Origin of the sequence: Bacillus sp. B-jedd (genome assembly GCF_000821085.1) — a bacterium.
GTDB lineage: Bacteria > Bacillota > Bacilli > Bacillales > Cytobacillaceae > Bacillus_D.
Genome location: NZ_CCXR01000001.1, coordinates 1,210,515 through 1,223,921 on the forward strand (window position 1 = coordinate 1,210,515; position 13,407 = coordinate 1,223,921).

Annotated in this window: 9 protein-coding genes and 1 riboswitch; of the genes, 6 read left to right on the top strand and 3 right to left on the bottom strand. The window is 44.6% G+C overall.

The features are described 5' to 3' along the window. The first annotated feature begins 13 nt into the window (after positions 1-13). The 3 genes from BN1002_RS06085 to BN1002_RS06095 are packed head-to-tail and all read left to right on the top strand — an operon-like array spanning position 14 to position 2,530. Positions 14-898, top strand: coding sequence for an ABC transporter ATP-binding protein (locus BN1002_RS06085; protein WP_048824131.1), 885 nt, complete (start codon positions 14-16; stop codon positions 896-898). A gap of 5 nt (positions 899-903) precedes the next feature. Then, entirely contained in the window at positions 904-1,695 is a 792-nt protein-coding gene (locus BN1002_RS06090; protein WP_048824132.1) for an ABC transporter permease subunit, read from the top strand. Between the two features lie 40 nt (positions 1,696-1,735). Beyond that, a complete protein-coding gene (locus BN1002_RS06095; protein WP_048824133.1) occupies positions 1,736-2,530 on the top strand; it encodes an ABC transporter permease subunit in 795 nt (264 codons plus the stop codon). Positions 2,531-2,667: 137 nt separating this feature from the next. Here BN1002_RS06095 and BN1002_RS06100 read toward each other — a convergent pair whose 3' ends face one another. From BN1002_RS06100 to BN1002_RS06110, 3 genes are read right to left on the bottom strand one after another with little or no spacing between them, the layout of a single operon-like run. After that, a complete protein-coding gene (locus BN1002_RS06100; protein ID WP_082036153.1) occupies positions 2,668-3,927 on the bottom strand; it encodes a homoserine dehydrogenase in 1,260 nt (419 codons plus the stop codon). A 13-nt stretch (positions 3,928-3,940) separates the two neighbouring features. Beyond that, positions 3,941-5,023 (bottom strand): homoserine O-acetyltransferase MetX, encoded by a 1,083-nt coding sequence (metX, locus tag BN1002_RS06105; protein ID WP_048824134.1) that lies wholly within the window; start codon positions 5,021-5,023, stop codon positions 3,941-3,943. Next, positions 5,020-6,345 carry an O-acetylhomoserine aminocarboxypropyltransferase/cysteine synthase family protein gene (locus BN1002_RS06110; protein WP_048824135.1) on the bottom strand — a complete coding sequence of 442 codons (1,326 nt, stop codon included), beginning with the start codon at positions 6,343-6,345 and terminating at the stop codon, positions 5,020-5,022. Before BN1002_RS06110 ends, metX begins: the two co-directional genes overlap by 4 nt. A 101-nt stretch (positions 6,346-6,446) precedes the next feature. Beyond that, positions 6,447-6,555, bottom strand: a riboswitch (SAM riboswitch). Positions 6,556-7,491: 936 nt separating this feature from the next. Between BN1002_RS06110 and BN1002_RS06115 the strand changes: the two genes are divergently transcribed. From BN1002_RS06115 to BN1002_RS06125, 3 genes are all read left to right on the top strand, one after another. Next, entirely contained in the window at positions 7,492-8,034 is a 543-nt protein-coding gene (locus BN1002_RS06115) for a hypothetical protein (RefSeq protein ID WP_048824136.1), read from the top strand. A gap of 196 nt (positions 8,035-8,230) precedes the next feature. Continuing rightward, positions 8,231-9,082, top strand: coding sequence for a DegV family protein (locus BN1002_RS06120; RefSeq protein ID WP_048824137.1), 852 nt, complete (start codon positions 8,231-8,233; stop codon positions 9,080-9,082). A gap of 260 nt (positions 9,083-9,342) precedes the next feature. Next, positions 9,343-13,245: a carbohydrate binding domain-containing protein gene (locus tag BN1002_RS06125; RefSeq protein ID WP_048824138.1), complete on the top strand. Its 3,903-nt coding sequence runs from the start codon at positions 9,343-9,345 to the stop codon at positions 13,243-13,245. The last annotated feature ends 162 nt before the right edge of the window (positions 13,246-13,407 follow it).

Genomic DNA, 13,407 nt, shown 5'->3' on the forward strand with positions numbered 1-13,407 from the left:
GAGGGCGGGTAAAATGAATGTCATTGAAATAAACAACCTGACGAAGAATTACGGAAAAGCGAGAGGGATTACCGAGATCAGTTTTCATGTAGAGGAAGGCGAGATTTTTGGGTTTATCGGACCGAATGGGGCAGGGAAATCAACAACAATCCGTACCCTGCTGTCCCTCATATATCCGACGAGCGGAAGTGCGAAGATATTTGGCAAAGACTGTGTAAAGCATGCGCCTGAAATTAAAAAGGAGATCGGCTATCTCCCTGCGGAGGTTTTTTACTACGACAATATGAGAGTGTTAGATTTGCTAAACTATTCAGCAAGTTTTTATAAAAAAGACTGCCGGAAAAGAATTCAGGAATTAGCTGAACTGCTTGATCTTGATTTGCATAAGAAAATCGAAGATCTGTCTCTCGGAAACAAAAAGAAAGTGGGGATCGTGCAGGGGCTTCTGCATGAACCGAAGCTGATCATCCTTGATGAACCAACAAGCGGCCTAGATCCACTCATGCAGCAGAAATTTTTTGAGCTGCTGAGGGAAGAGAATAAAAAAGGCGTGACGATTTTGTTTTCTTCGCATATTTTAAGCGAAGTTCAAAGGTTGTGCGATCGCGTGGCGATTATTAAAGAGGGGAAAATTGTTCAAGTTGAGAGAATAAGTAAGCTGAAAGAAAGCACTTATAAAAAGTTCAAAATAGAAACAGTTATGCCAGTCGAGATGAACTTTTTCCAACTGGAAGGAGTAAATGATTTGGATGCGGCAGGTACTACGGTCAGTTTTTTATACCGTGGCAACCTCAACGAAATCATGAAAAGGATCGCTGAAACCGAGATTGTAAATCTGTGGGTGACTGAGCCTGATCTTGAGGAAATCTTCATGCATTACTATGAAAAGGAGGAGTAACTGCCATGAATATATATTTGCACGAGCTGAGGGCCAATCGTAAATCAACAATTCTGTGGACCTTGAGCATGATTGGCCTTGTTCTCCTGTTCCTGTTGATGTTTCCCTCGTTTTCGCGGGAAGCAGAAGAGTTTAAACTAGTGTTAGAAGGTTTCCCAGTGGCGGTCAAAAAAGCTGTCGGTCTTTCCTTGGAGACCATTACGACACTGCTTGGCTTCTATTCTTATGTTTTTCTGTATGTCACTTTGTGCGGAGCGATACAAGCGATGAATCTCGGCTTATCGATTGTTTCGAAGGAGGCCAGGATTAAAACAGCCGAATTTCTTTTGTCAAAACCCGTTACGCGAACAGAGGTAATCACTTCGAAGCTTTTGGCGGCCTTGACCATATTGGTTTTGACAAATATTGTCTTTATGGCCGCTGCAGCTGCTATCGCTTCAATGGTGGCCTCCGAAAGCTTCAGTTTAAAACTGTTTCTGATGATCTCATTGACGATGTTTTTTCTCCAGGTAATTTTTCTGACATTGGGAACTTTGATTTCCTCGTTTGCGCCGAAGATCAAGTCGGTATTGTCCGTCTCACTTGGAACGGTGTTTGCCTTGTTTATCATCGGGATGTTCGCCTCAGTCACTGACGATCATACGCTCAAGTATGCTTCGCCGTTTAAATACTTTGACCCAGCCGAAATCGTGAAAAACTCAAGCTATGATGGGCGATTCCTTGGCCTCAGTATCGGAATTGCGCTTGCGGCCACTGCAGCAAGCTATGTGATTTTCGCAAAGCAGGATATCAGCTAGCTGGCAGCGCGCCTGAATTTTTCAAAGTGGAGGGTTGATTATGAATATCTTTTTCAGAGAATTGAAAGCTCACCGTAAATCTCTTATAATCTGGTGCTTGGGTGTCATCTTTATGATCGTCTCGGGAATGGGTAAGTACGATGCGATGTCCAATTCGGGGCAATCGATCAATGATTTAATGGGGGCCCTGCCAAAAGGGCTTCAAGCATTCTTTGGTATTGGCGGTCTTGATCTGTCAACCGTGATCGGTTATTACGGCCTTTTGTACCTTTATGTGGTGATTATGGCCGCGATTCACGCTGTCATGTTGGGCGCGAATATTATTGCAAAAGAAGAACGTGATAAAACGGCTGAATTTTTGTTTTCAAAGCCTGTTTCCAGAAGGAAAGTGGTCTCGTGCAAACTCTCTGCCGCCTTTGTCCAGGCTGCCATTATTAACTTTGTAGCTTACGTGTCATCGATTTTGATCGTTTCCAGATATGATGGGGGAGCATATGCCGATAGGGATATTGCCACCCTCATGATAGGAATGTTCCTTTTACAACTCGTTTTTCTGGCCGTTGGGGCATCGGTCGGGGCTTTGGAAAAGAAAGCGGGAAAGGCGGGTGCGACTGCCACGTCAATTATGCTGGCAACGTTTATTTTGTCCGTTGCCATCGACATGAACGACAAGATGGATCCGTTGAAGTACTTGACCCCGTTTAAATACTTCGAAGCGAAAGAACTGCTCCACGACGGTGGCTTCAATGGGGTTTTTATCCTTCTGTCAGCCGCCATCATTGCCGTGATGACTGCAGTGACTTACATTAACTTCCAAAAACGGGACTTAAATTAGCGTTGGTACTTGTGCGCTTGTAAGTCCGATTCGTGCCACATTTGATTTTTTGTTTGAGGGGTTAAGAGATTCCATGCTGCAATAGGTGTTCACCTTTCCAGTAAAATATCAAAGAAAAAAACTGCCCCAAAAGCATATTATATGCCTTTTGGGACAGCCGCCTTTCTTTCTAATCTTGAACTGGTGTGAAGCGATTTTGCCAGGAATTCGTTGTCGAGTTGTCCGTATAGCTGATAGATATTCAAGCCCGGGTATGTTTCAAGCAATTTATCGATATCCTTTTCCTTTCCGCTCACAAAAATGGCTTTTTCCGTGGCGCGGCCAAGTAGCTCTAGGGATTCAGGAATAAAGACATTCGTTTGTTTTGTGAGGATTGCCCACTGATGGCGAGCTTCCTTTTTAAAACGGACATTCTTTTCCTGATCAAAATAACAGCCTTGTTTTGCATTAAGTTGGATTAAATCCTCGACGATGGCGCTGGCGGTTGGGAACTTTCCGGCACCAGGTCCTTGGAGGAGGATGTTTCCGACAATATCACCCTCGATTGAAACAGCATTCTGGACACCTTCGACAGAATATAATGGGTGCGATGGATCCACGAGTACAGGTTTCACGGAGCAAACAATCCCCCGAACTCCTTTTTCCAGTGAAATCACATGCTTGACGCGAAGGCCCCATTCTGAAAATAAGCGGATATGAGAGTGGGTGATTGCTGATATTCCCTTTCTCGTAACGGCTGACCATTCCGGCTGTTCCCCGAATGCAATCTGGCTCAGTACCATCGCCTTATAAAAAGCGTCGTGGCCTTCTATATCATTGCTGGGGTCTTCCTCGGCATATCCTTTCTCTTTCGCTGCTTGAAGCGCTTCTTCAAAAGCAACTCCATCCTCGCGCATTTTTGTCAAAATATAATTGGAAGTGCCGTTGACAATTCCTTCAATGCGCTCGATCTTATTGACGTTCAAAAGGGTCCTCACTGTTTGGATTGCGGGAATACCACCTGCGACAGTGGCTTCGAACCCGCAGGCAACATTGTTTCTGGAAGCAAGTTCAAGCAGTTCCTTTCCATGGTAAGCAAACATCTCCTTGTTTGCAGTAATGATGTGGCAGCCTCTTTCAATTGACCTTTTTAAATAGGAAAAGCCTGGTTCCCGGCCAACGATTGCTTCAATGACGATATCAAGCTTTGGCAGGTTTAAAATTTCATCAAAGTTTGAGGTGAGAAGCACTCCGTCATCTTGCAACTCGTGTTTTTCAACGTTTCGTACAAGTATGCCCGTTACTTTTACATTTTTGCCAAGGATCGCTTTTAGCCTTGTTTGATGGCCCTTGATTGTTTCGTATACGCCCTTGCCGACTGTGCCAAAGCCCAATAGTGCCACATGGATGTCTGTCACCTTTATCTCCTCCTTAATTCGTAAGGGCTGCCTGGAGGATTCCTCCCCATTTAGGGAACTCTGCGAGGAATCCATCATGCCCGAAATCAGTTTTTACTTCCACGTACTCCGCTTCTTTCCCAGCTTCCCGAAGGGCTTCCGCGATTTCTTTCACACTTTCGGGAGGGTACAGCAAATCACCTGTATAGCCTAGCAGCAGTGTTTTGGCAGTAATCCGCTCAATGGCCTTTTTCCAACCTTGCCGGCCTCTGCCTATATCATGGGAATCCATCGCCCCAAGCAAAATCAAATAGCTATTGGCATCAAAACGGGAAGAAAGCTTTTGGCCCTGATAATTCAAATAAGATTCGACCTGGAAAGTCTCGGAGTCCTTAAGCTCCCTCTTAAATCTCTCGTTGAACAACGCGCCGGTCCGGTAGGTGACCATGCCGATCATTCTTGCGATTTCAAGCCCTGCAATCCGGTCACCCTCAGAATAAAGCCCGCCGTTCCAGGCCGGATCCCGCTGGATGGCATTCCTTCCAATCGCGTTAAAAGCAATTCCATAATCACTAAGGTAAGGAGTCACGGCCATTGGGATGATCAGCTCTGCAAAATCAGGATAGGCGACGGCCAATTCAAGTACCTGCATACCGCCAAGTGACCCTCCGACGGCCGCTTTTATTTGATGGATGCCAAGTTTACGGAGTGCCAAAACTTGTGACTGGACAATATCTCTTATCGTTATTTTAGGATACTCGGATTTATACCGTTTTTTTGACAATGGATTCATACTGTTTGGACCCGTCGTGCCCGCGCAGCCTCCGAGTACATTGAAGGTAATGACCTCGTACTTGCCGGTATCGATATATCCCCCTGGGCCAATCAGGCCATACCACCAGCCTGGCTGTTCATCCGTTCCGACTGTGTATTGATTTCCTGTCAGTGCATGGCAGACGAGGATGAGGGGGCCGCCTTTTCTCCCGGCCCGCTCAAAAGCAAGTTCAACGCCTTGAAGCACCTGACCGGACTCTAGTTGAAGGTTGCCAATATTTATTTTCCCGTATTCCGGGGGAAAAGTTGTTTCAGCGCTGATTGGTAAACCTTCGGCTGTCATCGATTTAGCTGCTCCTCCGGTTTAGCGGAAATGCCCGTGGCTATAAAGAAAGCCTGATCGAGATCATCCTTTAGATCCTTAAGGGATTCAAGTCCGACAGACAGCCTGATCAGTTCTTCGGTGACACCGCTTTTAGCAAGGTCTTCTTTACTCAGCTGCTGATGAGTCGTGGAAGCAGGGTGGATGATTAGGGATTTCGCGTCGCCGACGTTTGCGACGTGTGACCACAATTGAATATTGTCGATCACCTTTTTGCCTGCTTCACGACCGCCTTTGATGCCAAAGACAATAATTGATCCGAACCCGCCGTCAAGGTATTTTTTAGCCAGCTCATGGCTTGGATGCTCTTCAAGGCCCGGATACGATACCCATTCGACAGCAGGATGGTTTTGCAAATATTGGGCAAGTGCCAATGCGTTTTCATTATGCTTTTCAATTCTTAAATGCAGCGTTTCGAGTCCCTGCAGCAAAAGGAAAGCGCTGTTCGGGCTTAAAGATGAACCAAAGTCTCTCAGGAGCTGGACTCGAAGCTTGATAATAAAGGCAAGTGCGCCGACATCCTGGGCAAAACGGAGGCCGTTATAGCTAGGATCCGGTTGGGTAAAGCCGGGGAACTTCTCGCTGTTCCAGTCAAATCGGCCGGCATCGACGATCAGGCCGCCAATCGTTGTTCCATGCCCGCCAATCCATTTCGTTGCCGAATGGACAACGATATCAGCGCCCCATTCGATCGGCCTGCAGGAATACGGTGAAGCAAACGTGTTGTCGATGATGAGCGGAACTCCATTTTCATGAGCGATTTCCGCCACAGCTTCAACATCGAAGACATTCAGGCTCGGGTTGCCAATAATTTCGCCAAAGATAGCCTTTGTTTTTGGGGTAATGGCGTCACGGAAGTTTTCGGGATTGGTTGAGTCGACAAAGCGAACTTTTATGCCGAACTTCGGGAGGGTAACGGCGAATAAGTTGAAAGTGCCGCCGTAGAGGTTCCCCGCAGCGACAATTTCATCGCCAGCTTCAGCGAGATTCATAATCGACAGGGCGATGGCGGCCATTCCGGAAGAAACGGCAAGCGCAGCAGCGCCCCCTTCAAGAAGAGCAATCCGTTTTTCCAACACATCGGTTGTTGGGTTCATGATCCGGGTGTAAATATTACCGGATTCGGCGAGTGAGAAGAGGTTCTGGGCGTGGTCCGTACTATCGAATACATAGGAAGTGGTCTGGTAAATCGGTACAGCTCGGGAACCAGTCACAGGGTCAGGCGTCTGTCCGCCGTGCAATAATAGTGTTTCGAGTCCAAGGTTTTCATTTTGCTTTGTCATTGATATATCCCTCCGTTTTTAAATTCCAATGTGGTTCGGACAGTTTGAATAGGCACTTTTCCAACAAAAAACCCCCTCTCCATAAGAAGAGGGGGTTCCTCCTCTTATCTTCCAGGCAAAACCGCCTGCAGGAATTAGCACCTTTTCAAGCTTTCGCTTGAAGGTTGCCGGACTTCATAGGGCCTGACCCTCCGTCACTCTGGATAAGAGATCCATATATTGTTTTCAATTCGTGTTTATTGTTAACTGCCGGGTGTTATAGAGGATTATATGTGAAGCGGGTGAGAAAAGTCAACCGAAAATTCTAAATATTTTTATTTTCTTTTTGCAAAAAGGAGGGATAAGCGCCCGAACATCAATAGGCAGTCCGGTCTTCGGTAACTAAAGAAAGACTTAGTGCCCGAACAGCAATTGTAAGTCAGGTCTTCGGTAACTAAAGGTGGACTTAGTGCTCGAACAGCCATAGTCAGTCCGGTCTTCGGTAACTAAAGGTGGACTTAGTGCTCGAACAGCCATAGTCAGTCCGGTCTTCGGTAACTAAAGAAAGACTTAGTGCCCGAACAGCCATAGTCAGTCCGGTCTTCGGTAACTAAAGGGAGACTTAGCGCCCGAACAGCAATGGTAAGTCCGGTCTTCGGTCACTAAAGAAAGACTTAGTGCCCGAACAGCCATAATCAGCCAGGTCTTCGGTAACTAAAGGTGGACTTAGCGCCTGAACAGCCATAGTCAGTCCGGTCTTCGGTCACTAAAGGTGGACTTAGTGCCCGAACAGCCATAGTCAGTCCGGTCTTCGGTAACTAAAGGTGGACTTAGTGCTCGAACAGCCATAGTCAGTCCGGTCTTCGGTAACTAAAGGTGGACTTAGCGCACGAACAGCCATAGTCAGTCCGGTCTTCGGTAACTAAAGGTGGACTTAGTGCCCGAACAGCCATAGTCAGTCCGGTCTTCGGTAACTAAAGGTGGACTTAGCGCCCGAACATCAATTCACAGCCTGATCTTCAGTCTCTAAAAATTTTTTCGTCCTAAGCGGGAAAATTGAAACTTTTTATTTCTTTCATTCGTCTAAAAAATTGCTAAGGAACTTATCGCAGAAAAGGACCTAATTTTTGCAGCTATTAATCTCATAATGAAAGATGGTGGGCTATCATGAACAAAAAATTGATTGGTACAGCAGCGGTTGTCATTTCACTTTCCTTAGTCGGAGGCATTGGCTTGATGAAAGTCTCCAAAACACTGGCTAGATCCAATGTGACAGTAAGTGAAAAAGGCGACAAAGAAAAAGCGGGCGTTTTTGAAATCCAAATTGGGGACAGCGCTCATACGGTCCTGAAGGTTCCGATGAATGAAGAGGGCTTAATCGTGAAGAATGAAGGGAAGGCCACGAAAATATTGAACAGCGAGCTTCCGAAGGACGGAGAAGACTATCCTCTTCTCGCCATTGTAGACAGCGTTCCTTATAAGGAATGGGAGTCCTATGGGGAAGAGGGATGGGCCATGTATGCCGCGTATTTAAGGGACGGCGATCAAGTTTACACCCTCATGTTCTCAGAAGAACCACCATCTTCTTTATTCGAATTGAAAGATGAAGGGAAAATCGCTGAGCTGATAGAGAGCCACCGGGGCAAGATGGCTGTTTTGGAAGAGGCTGCTTTAAAAGCGGGCTTTAGTCCTGCCCTTCAGACAAATTAATTCATGTTTTTCTAAATAGAATAATGACTCATGCATGAGTTTATACAGGGTATTGGTCCATATTGGATCAATGCCCTTTTTGATAAAAAAATGTTTGGAATGGTAAAAATGCCATTTTTTACTGTACGATTCCCACATCTCATGTATAGTGAAAGTAAGGTTTTAACAGTATCGGCTATATGGAAGGGGACAGATGATGAGGCGCATTGTTTTATCGACCGAGAGTGGGGCGGATTTACCGAAGGATTTGGCTGAGAAATATGCTGTGCAAGTAGTTCCGATGCATGTCATCATGGATGGGCAAGACTATTTGGACGGGTCTCTGCCAGTGGAAGAGATTTATGATTATTATGAGCGGACGAAGAAAATACCTTCGACAGCCGCAACGAATGTACATGAGTACCAGGAGTGTTTTGTAAAAATACAGGCCGATTACCCAGACTGTGCCATAGTCCACGTCGGATATACATCAAAAGCTTCTGTTTCCTTTCAAAGCGCGGTATTGGCCTCAGAGGAATTCGAAAACCTTTATCTTATTGATGCGTTGAACGTGACTGGCGGACTTGCCGCAATTGTTCTATATGCAGCACGCCTGCTGGAGGCAGAGCCGGAGATTGATCCTAAGAAGCTGGTTGCCAAGATTGAGGAAATGGTGCCGAAGTCAAGGCTCGCTTTCACTCCCGGCAGCCTCGATTTCCTGAGAGCTGGCGGCCGGGTTAGTAATATCGCTTATTTAGGCGGGGCTTTGCTGAAAATCAAGCCTTGCATTGAATTAATTGGCGGGAAGCTTGTTTCCACGAAAAAATACCGCGGCAAAATGAACGTGGTCGCGGAAAGGTTGCTGAGGGAGTATTTAGAGGAATACAATATTGACCGCGAGCAGCTTTACTTACTTTACTCCATCGGCCTTGATGACGCTATTAAGCAGCGGATGGATGAACTTGCAAAAGAAGCAGGCTTTAGGAATATCAGATGGATCCAGGCCGGGGCGATGATTTCCACTCACGCCGGACCTGGGGGATTTGGAGTTGCCGGGTTGGAAGTCTAGTAAAGAATTTAATAGAAATATAATCATAAACACCTGCTGACAGTAGGTGTTTTTTGCTGTTTCTAATATTTCAGTATATGAAAATACTTATCGACCAACTAAAGACATTATTTTTTATTAATTTCAAATATAATAAAAATTGTTCTAGCATTATTACATTATTTTTTGAAAAACTAATCCGCTTTTTTGTAAGCGCTTTAAAAGAGAAGGGAGGTTAACCAGCTTTAGAGCGATGGAATATCAACTCTGGGAGGTCCGAAATGAAAAAACAAAAAACGAAAAGCCGGTTTTCAATCATCTTCTGTATAACTCTTGTTTTTAGCTTATTTGGCCCTTATATAGGATCAACTCCAAAAACACTAGGAGCCAGTAATGTACCAGCGGCAGTTGTTAATGGCGGGTTCGAAGAGGTTGTGATTCCTGGATGGAGCCTTGTCACCAATAATCCTTTAACTAGTATTTCTATTAGTGGTGAGAAAGCAAAAAGCGGAACCAAAAGCATGCATTTAAAAGATTCAAATAGCAACACTACAGGGGGGAATTTACAGGTAACTAGTGAGAAGCTGCCCGTTGATTCCGGACAATCCTATAAAGCTAAAGCATTTGTAAACGTGGTCAACCAATCACATAGTATCGGGTATGAAGTCCATTATTTCAATGGTGAGAATCAAAAGGTAGGAACAGCTACGTTTATCAACTTCCGCTCAACAGATTTAGGAACCAATCAATGGACTGAAATGAGCGTGCCCTTTACGGTTCCGGAAGGAGCAACCCAGGTTGAACTTCGATTTAATTCGGGACATCCTTCCAACACGGAAGCTTACTTTGATGATGTGAAGATTGTGAAGGATTCGGATTCCTCGGAAATGCGGCCGGCAAATGCTTCGTTTGAAGAAGAAGCGGTTTATCCAGGCTGGAGCCAGGTAACCAAAAATCCCTCTACAAGTATTGCATTCAGCGCGGAAAAAGCGCGGACCGGAAGTAAGAGCTTATATTTCTTAGATTCAAATAGCAATAGTACTAACGGAAATTTACAGGTAACCAGTGATAAAGTTACTGTTACAGCAGGGGAGTCATACACTGTGAAAGCATTTGTAAATGTTGTAAGGCAATCACACAGTATAGGTTTTGAAGTCCATTATTTTAACAATGAAAATCAAAGAGTTGGAGCTGCCACCTTTATTAATTTTGGCTCAGCTGTTTTAGGAACGGACAAATGGACTGAAATTCAAGTCCCTTTTACAGTTCCTGAAGGAGCCGCTAAAGTTGAACTTCGCTTTAATTCTGGACATCCCTCCATTACGGAAGCTTATTTTGACGATGTAATTGTTGAAGGGACATCCGTAAATGAACCTCCCGCTGGGGATATTCACACGGAGGTTATGAATCCCGGCTTTGAAGAAAAGGTTTTGGACGGGAATATTCCAGGATGGAAATCGGAATTCGAGGGACCGGGCATTCAAGTTAGTTCTGAACGTTCGCATACTGGGACACAGAGCTTACACTTGCATGATACCTCCGACAAAGTGGGGGTAAGTGTTTTAAGTGATAAAATTGCTGTCGAAGCAGGTGCCTCATATTTATTAACAGTCTTTTCTAATGTAGTTAGCCAGACTCATAATGTCGTAACCGAAATTCGATATTTTGATAAGGATAATAAAAAAATCTCTGATAGCAGAGAACTGAACGGCAACTTGCCAAAAAATGAGTGGGTTGATTTAAAGGTATTCAGTGTGGCCCCAGAGAACGCTGCGTATGCCAGATTGGCATTTTATTCTGGCGGGATCAGTCTGACGGAAGTATATTTTGACGATGTGACCTTTAAGAAAGTAACAGATGATTCAAAGTTTGACCGTACCTATGCCGAACCTATTAATCTGGGAGAAATGGTCCATGTTCAATTAGGGCAAGCAGGGGTCATTCAGGAAAATAGTTTGGGTGAGAATGAAGTTTACTACCATTCAAACGGCCATCCTGGAACCTTCTCTGTTTTGGATGCTGAAACAGGAAAATTGAAATTCTCTAAAGTAATCAATAATACAGAAGCCGTATGGGCCATTACGATCGGTCCAGATAAAAATGTGTATTTTGCTGGTACTTCTGATGGGAAATTGTATCGTTATGTACCTGAGCGAAAGGTGATTGAGGACCTAGGGGCCAATCCTACTGCTGGCTGGGTATGGGATATAGAAGCCACAAATGACGGCAAAATTTATGGCGCGACTTATCCTAGCGCAGGCATTTTCGAGTATGATATCAAAACTGGTACGTTCAGGGACTTTGGAAGTGTGACTAACCAGGATTACGCACGCGGACTGGCTGTTGATGGGGATAATATTTATGTGGGAATTGGAACAACAAAACATTTATATAAAATTAATCGCCATACTGGTAAAAAAGAAGAGATTTTCATCGAAGGCCACTCAGGTGAAAATGGAACGATTCAGGACTTTTGGGTCGTGAATGGAAAGCTTCTTGTGGCTGTTTCAACGATCAATATGCTTGTCTTAAATCAGGAGACCTTGAAGGTTGAGGGTTCTTTTAATTTTAGCAATATGATATCTGAACCAGATCCGAACGAGCCCAATATGATTTATTACAAAAACGGAACAGAATTCTACAAATATGACCTTAATACAAATACCGAGACATTGATTGAAGGCCTTCCCGTTCTTCCGGACACTCCAAGGGTAAAGGATATGGCTTGGATAACGTTATCTACTGGAGAAACTGTGCTGGCAATGGTGACACAATACGGCGAGTATATGCTGTACAATCCCAAGACCAATGAGATGAAATTTATCATTCTTGACCTGGCTGCAACAGCTGTAGCTATCCAATCCTTGAAGTCTGGTCCGGACGGAAAGCTGTATATGGGCGGATATCAGCGGGGAATGAGTGTGTATAACCCATTTACCGAGGAAATTGAAGTGAATATTTCTTCATTTGCCCAGCCGGAGGGAATCGGATTTTTGGATGATACTGTTTATTTTGGTACGTATGTCGGGGCAATCATGTACAGCTATGACCCTTCACAGCCCGTGGACTTAAATAGCAATCCAAAGCTTGAATATGATATAAAAGACGAACAAGACCGTCCTTTTGCGATTACATCAGGTGATAATAAGCTTTTTGTGGGGACAATTCCTGATTATGGCGTTTTGGGCGGAGCCCTTGCTATCTATGATGGTGACACAAAAGAATGGTCACAACAACGGAATATTGTCCAAGACCAAAGTATTATCAGCCTTGCCTATCAAGATGGAAAGCTGTATGGAGGAACATCAGTATGGGGCGGGCTGGGAATAAATCCTAAAGCTGAAGAAGCGAAAATCTTTGTTTGGGATGTTGAAAAAGGTGAAAAGATTGCCGAATTCACCCCAAACATTCTGGGAATTGATAGCACTCCCCGTATGATTGGTGATTTATCATTCGGGCCGGATGGCTTCTTATGGGGAGCCGTTGAAGGTACAATTTTTAAAATGGATCCAGAAACGTATGAAGTGGTGGATAGCAAAGTGATTCGCCCAAGTTTGTATAACAGCAGTAAATGGTTTCCTTACCGCCTTGAATGGGGACCGGATGGGATGTTATATACCACTTTATCGCGCAGTCTAATTGTCATTGACCCTGAAACCTTGGATTATAAAGTGCTTGTAGACGACTTCATGAACAGTATGACGGTCGGAGTGGATGGAAGCATTTATTATGCACTAGGAAGTGAGCTTTATAAAATCCCCGTACCTGAAACAGATGCAACCTTAACATCGATTAGCATTGATGGCAAAACGATTGAAGGCTTTCAGCCTGGGAAATTGAACTATACGATTAATACTGCCCCAACCGAAAACATTGTTGTTGAGACAGGCCAACAAGGGGCAAATGTTGAGTTCATGCATGGAACTGATAAAACAGAAATAATTGTAACGGGAGCAGACGGCGTTTCTAAGCTACGGTACATCATTTCATGGACAGAAAATCAGTGTAGGCCAGGCAAACCAGATAAACCAGGCAAACCGGAAAATCCCGGTAAACCGGACAAACCAGGTAAACCGGACAAACCAGGTAAACCGGACAAAGTCTGTAAGCCGGATAAACCAGGGAAAATAGACAATTCAGGAAATCCTGATAAAGCTGGCGTAGAAAAAATGGATAATAACTGAATGACGACAAAGTAACAAATAAGGTTTTCTGTGATGAGCAGAAAACCTTTTTTTATTGCATAAGGCATGACATGAGTTAAAAGCCCGGATGGATACCAGGCGTTCTGCCTCCGGTCTCTAAACGAAGACTTAGAGCCCGAACGCCTATCGGCAACCTGTCCT